Annotated in this window: 16 protein-coding genes and 1 other annotated feature; of the genes, 13 read left to right on the top strand and 3 right to left on the bottom strand. The window is 53.7% G+C overall.

The window, feature by feature from the left end:
- Positions 1–9: 9 nt before the first annotated feature.
- On the bottom strand, positions 10–954 hold the full coding sequence (locus DVH26_RS28740) for a DNA-3-methyladenine glycosylase family protein (RefSeq protein WP_239628175.1): 945 nt from the start codon (positions 952–954) through the stop codon (positions 10–12).
- 203 nt (positions 955–1157) lie between these two features.
- Between DVH26_RS28740 and DVH26_RS28735 the strand changes: the two genes are divergently transcribed.
- Genes DVH26_RS28735 through DVH26_RS28725 form a run of 3 tightly spaced genes read left to right on the top strand, consistent with a single transcriptional unit; the run spans position 1158 to position 2960 of the window.
- Positions 1158–1736, top strand: coding sequence for a bifunctional transcriptional activator/DNA repair enzyme AdaA (locus tag DVH26_RS28735; protein ID WP_239628174.1), 579 nt, complete (start codon positions 1158–1160; stop codon positions 1734–1736).
- Positions 1723–2238, top strand: coding sequence for a methylated-DNA--[protein]-cysteine S-methyltransferase (locus DVH26_RS28730; RefSeq protein ID WP_239628171.1), 516 nt, complete (start codon positions 1723–1725; stop codon positions 2236–2238). Before DVH26_RS28735 ends, DVH26_RS28730 begins: the two co-directional genes overlap by 14 nt.
- Positions 2235–2960, top strand: a complete 726-nt coding sequence (locus DVH26_RS28725; RefSeq protein WP_239628169.1) for a 2OG-Fe(II) oxygenase — start codon at positions 2235–2237, stop codon at positions 2958–2960. Before DVH26_RS28730 ends, DVH26_RS28725 begins: the two co-directional genes overlap by 4 nt.
- A 1-nt stretch (position 2961) precedes the next feature.
- Here the strand turns inward: DVH26_RS28725 and bcbE are convergent, their stop codons facing one another.
- Together bcbE and DVH26_RS28715 are read right to left on the bottom strand one after the other, a co-directional pair.
- Positions 2962–4206, bottom strand: coding sequence for a bacillibactin exporter BcbE (bcbE, locus tag DVH26_RS28720; RefSeq protein ID WP_239628166.1), 1245 nt, complete (start codon positions 4204–4206; stop codon positions 2962–2964).
- 126 nt (positions 4207–4332) lie between these two features.
- Positions 4333–4506 (bottom strand): hypothetical protein, encoded by a 174-nt coding sequence (locus DVH26_RS28715; protein ID WP_239628164.1) that lies wholly within the window; start codon positions 4504–4506, stop codon positions 4333–4335.
- Positions 4507–4655: 149 nt separating this feature from the next.
- Positions 4656–4896: a binding site (T-box leader), on the top strand.
- A gap of 82 nt (positions 4897–4978) precedes the next feature.
- Between DVH26_RS28715 and DVH26_RS28710 the strand changes: the two genes are divergently transcribed.
- The 10 genes from DVH26_RS28710 (at position 4979) to DVH26_RS28665 (ending at position 15412) form a co-directional block, all read left to right on the top strand.
- The gene (locus tag DVH26_RS28710) at positions 4979–6433 is read left to right on the top strand and encodes a glutamate--tRNA ligase (protein WP_239628162.1); all 1455 of its coding nucleotides are present in this window, start codon (positions 4979–4981) and stop codon (positions 6431–6433) included.
- Positions 6430–6642: a hypothetical protein gene (locus DVH26_RS28705; protein WP_239628159.1), complete on the top strand. Its 213-nt coding sequence runs from the start codon at positions 6430–6432 to the stop codon at positions 6640–6642. Before DVH26_RS28710 ends, DVH26_RS28705 begins: the two co-directional genes overlap by 4 nt.
- 86 nt (positions 6643–6728) lie before the next feature.
- Positions 6729–7232: a CYTH domain-containing protein gene (locus DVH26_RS28700; protein ID WP_239628156.1), complete on the top strand. Its 504-nt coding sequence runs from the start codon at positions 6729–6731 to the stop codon at positions 7230–7232.
- An 88-nt stretch (positions 7233–7320) separates the two neighbouring features.
- A complete protein-coding gene (locus DVH26_RS28695) occupies positions 7321–7575 on the top strand; it encodes a cold-inducible protein YdjO-related protein (RefSeq protein WP_239628154.1) in 255 nt (84 codons plus the stop codon).
- Between the two features lie 272 nt (positions 7576–7847).
- Positions 7848–8810, top strand: a complete 963-nt coding sequence (locus DVH26_RS28690) for a carbohydrate ABC transporter permease (RefSeq protein WP_239628153.1) — start codon at positions 7848–7850, stop codon at positions 8808–8810.
- Positions 8807–9652, top strand: coding sequence for a carbohydrate ABC transporter permease (locus DVH26_RS28685; RefSeq protein WP_239628152.1), 846 nt, complete (start codon positions 8807–8809; stop codon positions 9650–9652). The genes DVH26_RS28690 and DVH26_RS28685 overlap by 4 nt, the downstream gene beginning before the upstream one ends.
- Positions 9653–9793: 141 nt before the next feature.
- On the top strand, positions 9794–11569 hold the full coding sequence (locus DVH26_RS28680; protein ID WP_239628151.1) for a cache domain-containing sensor histidine kinase: 1776 nt from the start codon (positions 9794–9796) through the stop codon (positions 11567–11569).
- Positions 11547–13154, top strand: a complete 1608-nt coding sequence (locus tag DVH26_RS28675) for a response regulator transcription factor (protein ID WP_239628150.1) — start codon at positions 11547–11549, stop codon at positions 13152–13154. Before DVH26_RS28680 ends, DVH26_RS28675 begins: the two co-directional genes overlap by 23 nt.
- Before the next feature lie 107 nt (positions 13155–13261).
- Complete coding sequence (locus DVH26_RS28670; protein ID WP_239628149.1) at positions 13262–14563, top strand: ABC transporter substrate-binding protein; 1302 nt, start codon at positions 13262–13264, stop codon at positions 14561–14563.
- A 21-nt stretch (positions 14564–14584) separates the two neighbouring features.
- Positions 14585–15412, top strand: coding sequence for a sugar phosphate isomerase/epimerase family protein (locus DVH26_RS28665; protein WP_239628148.1), 828 nt, complete (start codon positions 14585–14587; stop codon positions 15410–15412).
- Positions 15413–15877: the final 465 nt, after the last annotated feature.

The following is a 15877-nucleotide window of genomic DNA, read 5'->3' as shown; positions in this document are numbered from 1 at the left end:
CCATCTATGTCAATAGAGCGTTCTCCATAAATAAAAGGTGGCGTAAGCCTTCCACTCTCCCCATGGGGCGGAAAACTGCTTCAGCTGCTCGATGGACGGCTTCGTCTCCAGGCCCAATACATGCTTCACGGCGTTATGCAAGCCTACATCGGCGATGGGAAAAGCGGACGGAGCTCTCAGGCAGCGCATCAGAACGTAATTCGCCGTCCACGGTCCTATGCCGCGGATGCTCACGAGCTCCTTCTCGATTGCCTTCGGCTCGCCGATGTCGAGCAGCTGCTGCTTGGACAAAGAGCCTTCGGATATTTTCTCTGCGACGCCGATGATGTACTCGGCTTTTTTGCCGGTGAATTGCAGCGGAGTCAAATCGCTGACGGATAGACGAGCTATTGATTCAGGCTCCGGGAACAGCCAATAGGCACGGCCGTTCCAGACAACCGATTGGCCGAAGGCTTCGACGAATCGTCTTTTCAGCGTATAGGCGAACGCGAGATTGATCTGCTGGCCGATGATGCCCCAGCTCAGCGCTTCGAAGAGATCGGGAATGCCGACAATATGCAGTCCTCGGAACTGCGGAACGACGACGGACAACAGCGGGTCCTGCTCGGACAGCTTATAGAATGGCTCCAGATCGACGCCGAGATCGAGCCATTCCCACACATAGTCCGCTACGGCTGCTCGCTCCCCGGGCTGCAGAGCTGCGGCTTCGTCCATGAAACGGATCCGGATCGTTTCGTCCGGACCGCCGGATACTTGGACCAGAGCCAGACTCTGTCCGGCTTGGATCAGCTTGTAAATGGAACCATGTTCAACATGGAACATGCACTCGTTAGACGATCGGGTCAAATAGCCGAGCGTATGCTCAATACTGAATCCCGAAGGCGGATACAGTGTCAAGCTCGATTCATGATCTTCCCATCGGTCAGGGGGGATAAGATGGCTGTTTGCGCTCATAAGGTCTCCTTTTCATGCAGCCGGCAATACGGTGTTGAAAATTACCGTTACCGTGATTGACGTATTTCGAAGCAATCAATTGTATCTATTATTTGTTGTAACATAGTTTCATCCCGACGGCTTTTGTAATCTTGCTATCCTATTCTAAACACCTTACGCTGCGGCTGCAAATACGGGTATACTGTGCTTGGAGGTGAGAGGCAATGAACGATGAGATATGGAATGCGATCATCCATAACGACAGCTCCTATGACGGATCCTTTTTTTACGGCGTCATGACGACGGGGATCTTTTGCAGGCCTTCCTGCAAGTCCAAAAATCCGAACAAGGAGCATGTGAAAATTTTCCGAACGGCGGAGCAAGCTCTCGCTGAAAAATTCCGTCCTTGCAAACGGTGCAGGCCGGACGGTCAACGGATGCCGGATCAGGAGTGGGTAGCTCAGATTTCCGAGTTTATCGAGCGGCATTACCCAGAGCAGCTGACGCTTCAGGTACTCGCGGATTCGCTGCACGCGAGCCCGTACCATCTTCAACGCACGTTCAAGCGGGTCCGGGGAATGACCCCGGCCGAGTATGTGCAGCGGATCCGGCTGGAGGCGGCCAAGGAGCGGCTCGCACAAACCGATCAGGCCGTGACGGATATCGCTGCCAGCGTAGGGATTCCGAATGCGGGGCATTTCGCTACGGTGTTTCAGAAGAAGACGGGACTGTCACCGACCGATTACAGAATGGCAGCGGCGACAAAGCCGCAAGAACGGAGGGATGGATATGGAAAGCGGTAATACGATCTATTGGGCACCGTTTCAAAACGGGTCATGGACGATGCATATAGCGGCAACGGAAAAGGGGCTTTGTTATGTCAACTCGCCGTTCGGACCGTTCAGCATGATGGCCGATTGGCTGCAAAAGCATTATCCGGGCTGCACATTAGTCCGGGACGATGACCGAATGCAGCGCTACAGCGACGAGCTGACGCAGTATTTGCAGGGGGCCAGCAAGCATTTCGAGCTGCCGCTCGATTTGCACGGCACCCCGTTCCAGCGGTCGGTCTGGACCGCGCTTCTAGATATTCCGCATGGGGCGACCTGCTCGTATTCCGATATCGCGGAATCGATAGGCAAGGGGAATGCGGTACGGGCCGTCGGGGCCGCGATTGGCGCGAATCCGGCGCTGATGGTTGTGCCTTGCCATAGGGTCATCGGCAAGAACGGGGCATTGACCGGCTATCGCGGCGGGATGGAGGTCAAGGCCGAGCTGCTGCGATTGGAGGGGATTCAATTATGATCCCGTTGGAGCAGCTCGCGATAGAGGATCGGATCACGGCGCTCAATTGGCCGGCGATCCACCGCTCCTTGGACGAATCGGGCTTCGCAACGATTCCCGCCTTGTTGTCGCCGGAGGAGTGCGGCCGGCTGATGCAAATGTACGACGATCCGGCCTTGTTCCGCAGCCGGATCGTCATGGAACGGCACAGCTTCGGCAAAGGCGAGTACCAGTACTTTGCCGCCCCGCTGCCAGCGCCGGTCGATCAGCTGCGCGACGGCTTATATCCCCGGCTTGCCGAGGCGGCGAATCGTTGGCTCGGCATGTCCGGGGAGGAGCCGGCGTATCCGGAGCGGCTCGCCGACTTTTTGCAGCAATGTCATGCCAAGGGGCAGAGCAAGCCGACGCCGCTCCTGCTGAAGTACGAGGCCGGCGGATATAACTGCTTGCACCAGGATTTGTACGGGGAGTCGTATTTCCCGTTTCAGGTCGTATTCGTGTTAAACCGGAGTATGACCGATTTCACGGGAGGCGAGCTGCTGCTCGTCGAGCAGCGGCCGCGGATGCAGTCGCGGGGCCATGTCATCACGCTGGCGCAGGGCGAAGCATTGATCTTCCCTACGCGGAATCGCCCGGTGCAAGGTTCCCGCGGCTATTACCGGACGACGCTGCGACACGGCGTCAGCACGATTGCCTCGGGGCGGCGGTACAGTCTTGGCATTATTTTTCACGATGCGCAGTAGCTTAGGTCCGCGGCTCCATATTTCGCAGGCCTGTCAGGCCGGCGGCTTCGGCGTTCTTCGGCCGGATAGCGAACAAAGCTGCGATGGCGGCGGCCATGCAAAGAGCCGATATGACATAGAACATGACGGATACAGACATTTTCATCAAAACCGAAGCAAGCGGAGGACCAGCGGCAACGCCGATAAACCGCATGGAGCTGTAAATGGATGTGATCGTGCCCCGCTGCTGCTTCTCAATCCCCTCCGTAATCATCGCATCGAGACAGGGCAAGGCGGCCCCGATGCCCATCCCGGCGAAGGCCATCAGCGCAATCACCAAATACAACGAATGAACCATGCCGCAGAGCAGAATACTGGAGGCCAGCAGCGTAATGCCGGCGAACGTAATCCATTTCATCCGCTTCTTGTTTTTGCCGATTGCTTTGCCCGTGGCATATGAGCTGATGCACAATACGGCGAGCGGAATGGCGAGCACGCAGCCTTTTGGGATTCCGTCGATATGAAATTGTTCCTCCAGCGCATCGGATAAGTAAAACAAGGTTCCGAAGATAACGAGCATGCACAGACCTCCGACGGCGAAAATGGCGTATAGCCAGCGGCCCTTCTGTTTGAATATGCTGCGGACGCCAGCTAGAAAGCTGCTGAAGGATGCAGGCGGCGCGTCCCCCTCCTTCGGCGGTGTTTTCACCAGGAACAGGACGAGCAGCATCGAGACCGCGCAAAAAACCGGGATAGCCAAAAACGGCAAATACCAGACGATGAAAGCCAGCGCCGAGCCGAGGATGGGACTGAGCACTTTACCGAACGTATTGGCCGTTTCCACAACACCGAGACCGCTGCTCACATCGCTTTCCTGCTTGAACAAATCCCCGACCAGCGGCAGTACAATGGGGAACGCGCCGGCGGCCCCGATGCCTTGAAGGGCGCGGCCGAGCAGGATAACCGTGTAGGAATCCGTCATTTTCCACGCGGCAAGCCCGGAGATTAAGCCCCCGATCCCTGTAATAAGAAGGCTTGGAATGATGACCGTCTTGCGGCTCCATCGGTCGGACAAGTATCCTGCGAGCGGGATAAGCACGATCGCGACGGCGGAGTAGACGGTGATCAGCAGGCTGACTTGAAGGGACGATACCCCAAGCTTGCTGCGAATGGCGGGAAGGACGGGAATGAGCATCGAGTTACCGAGAGTCATGATTAGCGGGATGGAGGCGATGGAGATCAGATCCCACTTTTTATCGTTTTCCATAAGGCACCCTGCTTCCTGATCGCATTAATTAATATTAATCATATGAGCTTTGTCGGAAATAAACTGGCGACCTTACTATGCCCACTTCGGAGTCGTCTAATCCGCGCAATAAAAAAAACGACCCGGCTATTGCAGCCTGTAGTCGTCGATTTTCGAACCGTCCTCCCATACTTCCACAAATAATGCATCGCAATCCTCGAAATCGTCCGTCTTGAGCGATAATGCTTTCTCCTCGTCGGTGGTGACATATACATTATCCATTTGTTCCTCTTGCAGCGATATGACAACATAAATTTTCATGGCGCAGTCTCTCCCTCTAGCATCGTAATCAGCGGCTATGTATAGAATACCACAAAGAGCCGCTTTGTCATCTTATGGTCAGGCAGCAGCGGATGCGTATTGACTTGAACGACCCGATATGATATCGTGTTGATAATTTTTATATCGTACAAACGGCGATGAAGAGGAACAGTAGGCAGGCGGCCGAATGACAGAGAGCCCATGACGGTGGAAATTGGGTATTCGATCCTGGCGAACAGAAGCCTCGGAGCATCGGACTGAAAGAGGGAGTAAGTCCGGCGGGTCTTCCCGTTATAGAAGAGCGCTTTTTTGTAATGCAAAAGGCGCTGTGAGTGGGTTGCAAAACCAAAGCAGGTGGTACCGCGGAAGCACTGGCCTTTCGTCCTTGGATAGGACGGAAGGCTTTTTTGTATTGCATCGCAGCGCGGGAATGGTTCCATGGCCGAAAAAATGATGAAAGGAAGTGGAAGTTATGACGTATGATCAACAGCTGGCGGACCGGTTATTCCCTAATGTTACGCTGCTGCCGCAGGACGTCATTGCGCAATACCCTAGAAGAGAGCTTGCAGTGGCGGCGAAAGTAACCCGGTTCGCTCCGAGTCCTACCGGCTTTCTCACCATTGGAGGACTGTATGCAACCTTTATTTCCGAGCGGCTTGCCCACCAAAGCGGCGGCGTCTTTTACCTCCGAATCGAAGATACGGACCGCAAGCGCGAGGTGAAAGGGAGTATCGACGGCATTATTTCCGCTCTGGACTATTTCGGCATCCGGCGGGACGAAGGGATAACCCACTCGGATGGGGAGAGCGGACGCTATGGTCCGTACAAACAGAGCGCAAGGGCTTCTATCTATCATGTATTTCTTAAGCGGCTGGTGACAGAGGGGCTTGCTTACCCCTGCTTTTGCGATGCAGAGGATCTTAACGCGATCCGGGAGGCTCAAGGGAAGCGAAATGAGCCTACCGGCTATTACGGAGACTGGGCGGTGTACCGCCACGCTGCTCCCGAGAAGGTTCAAGAGCAGCTGGACGCTGGAAAGCCGTATGTCATTCGTTTGAAGTCGCCCGGCTCCGCGGATCGGAAAATCCGGATTACGGATCTGATCAAAGGAGAGCTATCGATGCCGGAGAACGTCCAGGATATCGTCCTCATGAAATCGGACGGCATACCCACGTATCATTTTGCCCATGCGGTAGATGATTATTTGATGGGAACGACGCACGTCATAAGGGGGGACGAATGGTTGTCCTCGCTGCCGGTTCATGTGCAGCTGTTCGAAGTGCTCGGGCTGCCTGCGCCGGCATACGGGCATCTTGCGCCGATCATGAAAATGGACGGAGCCTCGAAGCGCAAGTTCAGCAAAAGAAAGGATCCGGATGCAGCCGTTCTGTATTATCAGCAGCAAGGCTTCCCCGATGACGCGATTTCCGAATATTTCATGACGCTGGCGAATTCGAATTATGAAGAGTGGAGAAGCGCTCATCCCGACGAGCCTTACCAGCATTTCCTCCTCGAAACGAGCCGAATGAGCGCCAGCGGGCCGTTGTTCGATATGCATAAGCTCACGGACATCAGCAAGGACGTGATTAGCCGCATGACGGCGGACGGCGTCTACGCGCAATGTCTCGATTGGGCGAAGGAGTACGACGATGAGCTGTACCGGCACTTATCGGATGACCCTGATTATGCGAAGCGAGTTTTCAATATCGGACGGGGCGGCGCCAAGCCGAGAAAAGATTTGTCCCGGTGGTCGGACGTGCGACCGGTGTCCGGCTATTTCTTCGACGGCTTGTTCGAGAGCGGCGGAGCCCGCGCGGAGACGATCCTGCCGCCTAATGCCGGATTGCCTCGTGCCAAACGGATCGTGGAGCTTATATGGAAACCTGGGATTGCAAAGACGACAGGGACAGCTGGTTCGAGAAGATGAAGCATACGGCAGAACAGGTAGGCTTCGCCAAAGACATGAAGACTTTCAAGAAAAGCCCCGACAGCTACCAAGGGCATGTAGGGGATGTGGCCATGGTATTGAGAGCGGCTTTGTCACATAGCGCCTTTACACCGGATTTGTACGACGTCATGCAGGTCATGGGTGAGGACAGAGTCAGATTGCGCTTGAACCGGTTTGTTGGACGATGAGCACACTAGTTGTGTTATCATAATACCGGATAGAGGTTGTCCGGCCTGAAGGGTCGCGAAAGGACGCGAGAGGAGTTAATGAGACGATGGGAAAAGAGATCGAAAGAAAATTTTTGCTGCCCGGGTATCCGGAGTCGCTGATAGAGAGCAATGAGATCAAGCTTCTATCGCAAAAACGGATTTATCAGACCTATTTGGCTTTTTCCGAGGATCAGGAGATCCGTGTGCGCGAGCTGATCGATAACGAGGGAAATTCCTCCTTCACGCATACGTTCAAGGCGGGTCATGGAATGATAAGAGAGGAGATCGAGTACGCCATATCCGAAGGCATTTACCGCCAGCTGTTGGGCAATACCGGGCTCGTTCCTCTGGAAAAGATCCGCACGAAGGTAGAGCAGGACGGCTTCATCTACGAAATCGACGAGTACAAACAGATCGAGCTGACGGTTGTAGAAGTGGAATTTGACGATGAAGCGGCTGCGCAATCCTTCGAAGCGCCGTCCTGGTTCGGGAGAGAATTGGGGCAAGAGGAGGAGTACCGCAACAAGTCGTTGTGGATCGGATTGCAGACACAAAAAGTTCGCGGTTAAAATTTGCATTCAGGGGTTGATAAACTCGCTCTTCTGTATAATAATAAAGAGTCTATAAAATGAACGATACAGGGAGAACAGGTTCAAAATGCAAACGACGACTTCAGATGAACAAGCACGGGAACTGACCGAGCAGCCCGCTCAGGAGCAAGAGCTGCAGCAGGTCGAGATTTGGAAATGTAAGGAAACGAGCTGCAAGGCGTGGATCCGCAGCGAATTCGTAACGGAGGCGAAACCGGCCTGCCCGTTGTGCAAAGGCGCGATGGTTCGAAGCTACAAGCATGTGCCCGTAGTGAAGAAAAAGGGGAACAAGAAGTTTATTGTAGGAAAAAGACGTCTGTAGTAGGACGATACATATACACTCCTACGCAAAGCAGTGCAATTGGTTGTACGCAGCAGGTTACCGGCTATAGGCCGGTAGCCTTTTTTGTTGTCTGGAACATGATGCAAAGCTGATTTTCTTAGAAGCCGCTCTATGGTTGTCTTCACTTTTGGTGAATCGTTTCTTGTTCGATTGTGAAAAAGAAGTGTTCATTCCCCTCATTTTAGAGAATTGCCCCTTCTTTTATACTTTGAGTAAGAACAAGGAAACTCTTTAAGAAAAGGTGGGCTACCATGAGTACACAATCGACAACGCTTTCTGCGAAAAAAGCCGCCCGCAAACGGACCTTTTCCTTTTCCCTCAAAGGCCGATGGGAATCTCCGCTTGCTGGATATCTGTTCATATCTCCGTGGCTATTGGGCTTATTTCTGCTCACATTATGGCCAATGTTTCAGTCCATGTACTACTCCTTTACGAAGTTTACGCTGCTCGATACCCCCGAGTGGATCGGCTTGCGAAACTATGAGCGCATTTTTCAGGATGACGATACGTTCCGCCAGTCGCTGAAGGTAACGCTGCTTTTCGTCGTTCTGTCGGTGCCGCTGAAGCTGTTCAGCGCCCTGATGGTGGCCATGCTGCTGAACAAGAAGATCAAAGGCATCTCGATTTATAGAACGCTCATTTACTTGCCGTCCCTGATCGGCAGCAGTATTGCCGTAGCGGTGCTGTGGAAAAATATTTTCGGCATCGACGGCTTTATCAATAAGCTATTAAATGTATTCGGCATTCAGGGCATCAGCTGGATCAGCAGTCCGGGAACGGCTCTCGGCACTTTGATTTTGCTTGTCGCCTGGCAGTTCGGCTCCTCGATGGTCATTTTCCTGGCAGGGCTGAAGCAAGTGCCAACCGAGCTGTATGAGGCGTCCTCGGTGGACGGCGCATCGAAGGTAAGGCAGTTTTTCCAAATTACATTGCCGATGCTTTCCCCGGTTCTGCTCTTCAATCTGGTGCTGCAGACGATCGGATCGTTCCAGATGTTCACGCAAGCTTTTATCATAACCAAAGGCGGTCCGGTCAACTCCACTTATATGTATGCTCTGTACTTATACGATCGGGCGTTTGCGCGCTATGACATGGGCTACGCTTCCGCGCTGGCATGGATTTTGCTGGTCATTATCGGTATAGCTACCGCGCTGATTTTTGCCTCCTCTAAATACTGGGTGTTCTATGAGACGGAAGGGAGCCGGAAAAGATGAATACAACTACGAAACGATCGATTCGCACCCACGTGCTGATGACTCTGTTCAGCCTGGTTATGATCTATCCTATATTATGGTGGGTTGGAGCGGCATTCAAATCGAACGATGAGATGAGCTCGCCTTCCCTGTTCCCGACGACGTGGCTGTGGAGTAATTTCACCGACGGCTGGACGGCGATCCCCAAGTATACGTTCACGCATTTTTATATCAATACGTTCGAGCTGATCTTAGGCGTCATTATTACTTCGGTGCTGTCGTGCAGCCTGGTTGCGTTCGGCTTTGCCAGACTGGATTTTCCGTTAAGAAACTTCTGGTTTTCCATTCTAATGGTTACGCTGATGCTGCCGACGCAGGTGACTCTCGTTCCTCAATACATCATGTTTAATGCTTGGGGCTGGGTCAATTCGTACTTGCCGTTTTATGTGCCTCACCTGCTCGCCGGGGGCGTCGGAGGACCGTTCTTCATCTTCCTGCTGGTACAGTTTATTAGAGCCATCCCGAAGGAGCTCGATGAATCGGCCAAAATGGACGGCTGCAGCTGGTTTGGCATCTACTGGAGAATTGTGCTCCCTCTGACGAAGCCTGCGCTTGTGACGGTCATGATCTATTGTTTCCTGTGGAATTGGGACGACTTCTTCGGCCACCTGCTGTACATCAACTCCATCGATAAGTATACGGTAGGACTGGCATTGAAGCTGTTCGTCGACAGCCAGTCCGCACTGCCTTGGGGGCAGCTGCTGGCGATGTCGCTCGTCTCGGTAATTCCTTCTCTTATTATCTTTTTCATGGCGCAGCGCCATTTTGTGGACGGCATTGCTTCCGGTGCGGTGAAAGGGTAGAATAAGGCTGAACATAAGCCCGAATGCGGGGTTAACGATATGAAAAAGTTGGAAAAAGCTGCGTACGTATCAGGCAGCTTTTTTCCTGCTTTTGCTGTTTTGTAACCGATTTACGGGGATGGCGAGGGGGAATGGACAACGATGCCGAATCTGTTTAAGCGTACGCGTATCGACCGGCTGTTCTTTGGCAGCTTTGCCGCGTGTATTGCCGTGCTGCTGCTGGTATTTACGTGGATCAGCTATCATATTACGTCCCGGGAGCTGGTGAACAATACGTCCTATTATCAGCAGGATTTGCTGAACGAATTGAACAAGCAGCTGGATATTCAGCTGAGGTCGATTGAGCAGATGTCGCTTGCGGCATCGCGGAATATCGATACGGTAGGCTTCGATCCGCTGGAGAAGGACTCCTTCGAACGGCTGCGGAGGAAAAAGGATTTGCTCAATATGCTCGCCAATATTACGTACAGCACGACCATGGTGCACTCGATTTATTTGTATATGGAAAATCCCGATTTGACCGATTCCCAGGCGCCTGTACAATTCAGGGATATTCGGCAGGTCACGGGCGAAAGCTGGTTCCCGGAAATCCAGAATAACGATTTTACCTGGATTGCCGAGCATACGCTGGCTACGAATACAGGCCCGCAGAAATTCATCGGCTTTGCGCGAAAGGTATATAACAATTCCGGCAAATATTACGGCATGCTGGTGCTTAATGTGAAGGCCTCCGCGATTGAGAGCTTAATACGGGGTGGAACCGACGGCAGAAGCCGGCTGCTGCTGGATGCAGGAGGCAAGACGATATCCTCAATTGGCGGAGTCAAGCTAAGCGGCGAGGAATTGAACCGGATCCGGAGCATGCCGGACAGCTCGGGAAGCATTCGGCTTCCTGCGGCGGCGGGACGCGAGGATTCGCTCCTGGTCTGGAACAAAACGCGGTCCGACTGGGTACTCATCGAAGCAACTCCGTGGAATTCGATTGTCCGCGGCAGCGTGAAGCTGGCGTTTATTTTGGTGACCATCGGCTTGTCGGCGATCTTTATCGCATCCTTCTTTACTTTATTTTTGTCACGGCAGTTTACGAAGCCGATCCGGCAGCTGGTCTCGATTATGGGGAGGCTGCCTGCCAGCAGGCCGGCGGGTATGCTGCCGACGGATTACACCAATGAATTCGGCACGCTGTTCCATGGCTACCGCAGGCAAATGGAGCGGATCGACGAGCTGCTACTTTCTTTGAAGGAACAGCACAAGCGGCAGCGTGAAGCGGAAATACAGGCGCTGCAGGCGATGATCAATCCGCATTTTTTATACAATACGCTCGATCAGCTGAACTGGATGGCCATTGAATCCGGACAGGAGAAAATTAGCAAGATGGTGTCGCTCATGGGCAAAATGTTCCGGATCGGCCTCTCGAACGGCGAGACGGTGATCCCGATACGGGACGAAATCAGCCATGTGGAAAGCTATTTGCAAATTCAGCAAATTCGCTGGGGCGACCGTTTATCCTATACCATCAAGACCGACGAGGCATTGCTCGATCTGTATATCCCCAGGCTGACGCTGCAGCCATTCGTCGAAAATGCGGTCATTCATGGGTTCCACGGAAGGCGGAGCGGGGAGATCGTCATCGAAATGCAAGGTCATGATCGGGAGATCGAATTCCGTATAATCGACAACGGCAAGGGCATAGACCCGGATTGGGATAAGCGGAAGCCGCGGAAGACTGGTGGCTACGGCTTTAGAAACGTCAAGGAACGGATAGCCGCCTACTTCGGGGCGCCTTACGGTGTGGAGCTTTATAATAGGGAAGAATTGGAGCAGTCGCAAGGAACGGTCGCGGTCATCCGGTTGCCGAAGATTCATAATAAACAGGAGGCGGAGGAGAGGTTTGATGTGGAGAGTCCTAATTATTGACGATGATTTTCAAGTGCTGGAGGGGATGAAGCGGTCCATCCCGTGGGAACAGCTGGAAGCCGAATGGGTAGGCGAAGCAATGGACGGCAAGGAAGGCTTGGCTGTCATTAAGGAGACGAATCCGGATATCGTCATCACCGACATCTATATGCCGGTTATGAACGGCCTGGAGATGATCGAGCAGCTTAGGGAGGAGCGGTATTCCGGGGAAATCGTCATTCTGAGCGGCTATTCGGATTTTCAATATGCCCGTCAGGCGCTTCGTCTGCAGGTGAGTGATTATTTGTCCAAGCCGGTGACGCTGGAGGAGCTGCGCACGGTGCTGGAGCGCGTCATCAAGGAGCTGGAAGCGAAGGAGCTGCAGAAGCTGGAGCAGGAAGAGGTCAGGCGGCGGCTGATGATGTACGAGCCCTTCGTGCAGAAGGAGTGGCTGAAATCCGTCGTAACAGGCACGTTCGACAAAGCGGTGGCGGACGAAAGCCTGAAGCTGTCCGGCAAAGCTTACTGGCAGCAGCGAAGCCACGCGGTTATGGGGATCGAGCTGACGAATACGGTCCGCATCTCGAACGTGACGCTGACGGATTGGAATTTGTTCCGTTTTGCGCAAGCGAACATTATTCGCGAGCTGCTGGCCGAGCAGTGGCCGGAATCGGAGCTGGTCGAGCTGCACAGCCACCATGCGGCGATTGTATTCCACATGACGCAAGGGCTGTCACTGGAGGAAGCAGTGCACAAGCTGCAAGCGATAGGGGACAGCATCGTCCATTTCATCCGAAAATATCTCCAGCTTGAAATTCGGATCGGCATCGGCAGTATCAAAACGGACTGGAAGCAAATTTCCAACTCGACGGAGGAAGCCTTCCTCGATTTGCTGCGGCAGACGATTACGAACCAGGGCGACTCCGCTACATTGGCGGCAGGAGAGGAAATTGCCATACGCCCGGTTAAGTTTTATCAGGAGCTGGCGGAAGCTATCGTCTACTCCAGGGAAGAGGCGACGCGCTCCATCATCGACGGCTATGTGCAGCAGCTGCACGAGATGCCGGCCATTACTCCGGCTTATTTGCAGTATTTGTGCTCGGAGCTGTGGACGATTTTTGCCTACTCGCTGCATACGGCCGGTATCGTGCTCGACGAGCTGTTCCCGGATAGCCCGGTAGCGCAGGAGATCGGCAAGATCGTTACGATCGACGATTTCAAGCAGTGGCTGCAGGACAAAATCCGCGTGATCGGCTCGAGCCGCGGCTGGAACGAGAATTCCCGGCATAAGGACGCCGTCGATTTCATGATCGATTACGCCCATAGCCGTTACTCCGAGGAAATCAATCTGGAGGATTTGTCCAAGCAGCTGTATTTGTCCCGCAATTATTTGAATCAGATATTCAAGAAAGCGACGGGCGAAACGTTCACCAACTACGTGATCCGCGTGCGTATGGAGAAGGCCAAAGCCTTGCTGCTGGAAGGCAAATTCATGATTTATGAAATATCCGAAAAGGTAGGGTACAAGAACGTGCCTTATTTCAGTTCACTGTTCAAAAAGTATTACGGGATGAATCCGAGCGAGATCGGCAAAAAAACGTTGTGATGAATAGTGATAGAAATGTGTTCATTACTCTCATTTTTCTGAATCCCCGTCCTTACTATAATGAATTTATCAGGGCACGCACTGAATACAGGAAGGGGTTAGTTCATATGAATAAGCAGATACGTACATGGGGGCTGCTGTCCTTGGCTGCCTTAACGGCAGTGAGCATGGCGGCATGCGGTTCGGGAACAAAACAGAGCGGCGGCGAAGCCAGCCCGGCGGCGGGCGGCGGAGACAAGCCGGTGAAGCTGAGAATCGTCTGGTGGGGCTCGCAGGCGCGGCACGACGCCACGCTGAAAGCGCTGGACGCCTACACCAAGAAACACCCTAACGTCACGTTCGAGCCGGAATTCAGCGGTTTCGACGGGTATGCGGATAAGCTAGCTACGCAGGCTGCCGCGAAGAATGCTCCCGACATCATCCAGATGGACCCTGCATGGCTGTTCGAATATGCGGGACGAAACCAGCTCGCGGACTTGTCCAAAGGCGTCGCTACTACGGATATCGACAAATCGCTGCTCGACTCCGGCAAATACAAAGATAATTTGTATGCGATTCCATTAGGCAATAACGCCACCGGCATGGTATTCAACAAAAATGCGGTCGATAAGCTCGGCGTCACTCCTCCCGCCAACGGCTGGACATGGGATCAGTATTTCCAATTCGGCAGAGACGCGAAAGCGAAGCTCGGCAAAGACAAGTATGCGCTGATGGACTCCACATCGGATTACACCGTGTATTCGGCATACCAGATCAGTCAGGGCAAAGGGTACCCGATTACGGTTGACGGCAAGTTCAATTTCGATAAAGAAACATGGCTCAACTATGTGAAAATGTATTCGGACCTGAGAAAAGAAGGCGTCGTACCTCCGCCGGACGTAGCAAGCACGGACAAAGAGTCCGATGCCAAGCTGGATTTGATGAACAACGATACGGTTCTGATGAAACGCAGCTTCGCCGCTCTATTCCCGGGCTACGACGGAGTGAAGCCGGGTACGTATACGCTCGTTACGCAGCCGAAAGGCGTGCAATCCAGCGGCTGGCTGAAGCCTTCCATGTTCTGGTCGGTGAGCGCAGATTCCAAATATGTTGAAGAATCCAAGAAATTCATCGACTGGTTCGTCAACGATCAGGAAGCGGCCGACATTCTAGGTACAACGAGAGGTGTTCCCGTCTCCAAAAAAATTCTCGATTATATGACGCCTAAACTGACTCCGAGCGATAAACTGCAAATCGAGCTTATCAAGAACGTGTCGCCTGATGCGCAGCCGTTCAATCCAGGGGCGAAGGGCTGGAGCAATTTCACGGCGAAAGATTACAAGGACATTGGAGAAAAGGTGATGTTCGGCAAAACGACGCCGGAAGCCGCTTTCGACGAGCTGGTTAAAAAAGCGAAAGACTATCAATAAGAGAAGACAGGAGCAATCGATATGATTACACTGACCGGCTTTGCCGATGAAATCTCACCCGATTTGGAGCTTCAGCTGGACGTCATGGCTTCCGTCGGCATCTCGCATATAGAGCTTCGCGGAGTATGGGGGAAAAATGTGCTGGATCTGTCGGACGAGGAGGTCGCGCAGATCAAAAAACGGCTCGATGAGCGGGGATTCCGGATCTCCTCCATCGGGTCGCCGATTGGCAAAATCTCGGTGACCGACGATTTTGAGCCGCACTTGATCCGCTTCCGGCGCGCCATCGAGCTATCTCGAGCTTTTGAAGCTCCTTATATTCGCATCTTTTCGTTCTTCATCCCTGAAGGACACGACGCCGGCGACTACCGTGAGGTCGTACTGGACCGGATGAAGCAGCTGACCCGGATTGCCGAGCAGGAAGGCGCCCAGTTGCTGCATGAGAACGAGAAGGACATATACGGCGATATCGGCGAGCGGTGCCTTGATATTTTGCAAGCATGCGATTCTCCGCATCTGCGCGGCGCGTTCGACCCGGCCAACTTCGTCCAATGCGGCGTTCGGCCGATGACGGAAGCGTATCCGCTGCTTGCCCCTTACGTTGATTACATCCATATCAAGGATGCGAAGATGGGCAGCGGAAAAGTCGTCCCTGCGGGCGAAGGGGATGGAGAGCTTCGCGAGCTTGTCCGGGAGCTGAAGCAGCGCGGCTATGCGGGCTTCATGTCCTTGGAGCCGCACTTGTCGGCGGCGGAGACGTTCCAGGGCTACAGCGGGCCGGAGCTGTTCGTGACGGCGGTTGAGGCGCTGAAGAAGCTGCTCGTGGAGCAGGACGTAGTGTGGAATTAAGCTGTATTGGAAGCCGGCCGGATGGCCGGCTTTTTGCTGTTTGTGAACGATGCAGATGGGGAAGTGTGGCTGCTCGTTTGCGATACTAGGATAAGGTGGGGTGCTCAGGGAAGGGGAAACCTGCTAAACGTGATAATGGTAAGCACCAGTGGACTAGAAGTGGAGCAAGCGTGGTAAACCCGGAAAGCGTGAAGCGTAGAAGCCCGGGAAGAGCGGCAAGTCTGGCAAACTTGGAAGCCTGGATGTGCGGGAGGGGGAAGCGTGGGACGGCCTAGGAGGTAAGCCCGGAAGCCGGGCACCTCCGGCAACTGGAAAGTCCGGAAGCCCCAAACTGGGGAAAGGGGCAAGCGTGGAACGGCCTGGGAGGTAAGCCCGGAAGGCCCGGAAACCCCGTAACCCCGTAACCCCGTAACCCCGTAACCCCGTAACCCCGTAACCCCGTAACCCCGTAAGCCCGTAAGCCCG

The organism is Paenibacillus sp. H1-7, assembly GCF_022354825.1.
GTDB lineage: Bacteria > Bacillota > Bacilli > Paenibacillales > NBRC-103111 > Paenibacillus_S.
This window is presented reverse-complemented; position numbering and strand designations above follow the sequence as displayed.

Coding starts and splice junctions, on each gene's coding strand:
- DVH26_RS28740 (WP_239628175.1), bottom strand. CDS start 954: ATGAGCGCAAACAGCCATCTTATCCCCCCTGACCGATGGGAAGATCAT.
- DVH26_RS28735 (WP_239628174.1), top strand. CDS start 1,158: ATGAACGATGAGATATGGAATGCGATCATCCATAACGACAGCTCCTAT.
- DVH26_RS28730 (WP_239628171.1), top strand. CDS start 1,723: ATGGAAAGCGGTAATACGATCTATTGGGCACCGTTTCAAAACGGGTCA.
- DVH26_RS28725 (WP_239628169.1), top strand. CDS start 2,235: ATGATCCCGTTGGAGCAGCTCGCGATAGAGGATCGGATCACGGCGCTC.
- bcbE (WP_239628166.1), bottom strand. CDS start 4,206: ATGGAAAACGATAAAAAGTGGGATCTGATCTCCATCGCCTCCATCCCG.
- DVH26_RS28715 (WP_239628164.1), bottom strand. CDS start 4,506: ATGAAAATTTATGTTGTCATATCGCTGCAAGAGGAACAAATGGATAAT.
- DVH26_RS28710 (WP_239628162.1), top strand. CDS start 4,979: ATGACGTATGATCAACAGCTGGCGGACCGGTTATTCCCTAATGTTACG.
- DVH26_RS28705 (WP_239628159.1), top strand. CDS start 6,430: ATGAAGCATACGGCAGAACAGGTAGGCTTCGCCAAAGACATGAAGACT.
- DVH26_RS28700 (WP_239628156.1), top strand. CDS start 6,729: ATGGGAAAAGAGATCGAAAGAAAATTTTTGCTGCCCGGGTATCCGGAG.
- DVH26_RS28695 (WP_239628154.1), top strand. CDS start 7,321: ATGCAAACGACGACTTCAGATGAACAAGCACGGGAACTGACCGAGCAG.
- DVH26_RS28690 (WP_239628153.1), top strand. CDS start 7,848: ATGAGTACACAATCGACAACGCTTTCTGCGAAAAAAGCCGCCCGCAAA.
- DVH26_RS28685 (WP_239628152.1), top strand. CDS start 8,807: ATGAATACAACTACGAAACGATCGATTCGCACCCACGTGCTGATGACT.
- DVH26_RS28680 (WP_239628151.1), top strand. CDS start 9,794: ATGCCGAATCTGTTTAAGCGTACGCGTATCGACCGGCTGTTCTTTGGC.
- DVH26_RS28675 (WP_239628150.1), top strand. CDS start 11,547: ATGTGGAGAGTCCTAATTATTGACGATGATTTTCAAGTGCTGGAGGGG.
- DVH26_RS28670 (WP_239628149.1), top strand. CDS start 13,262: ATGAATAAGCAGATACGTACATGGGGGCTGCTGTCCTTGGCTGCCTTA.
- DVH26_RS28665 (WP_239628148.1), top strand. CDS start 14,585: ATGATTACACTGACCGGCTTTGCCGATGAAATCTCACCCGATTTGGAG.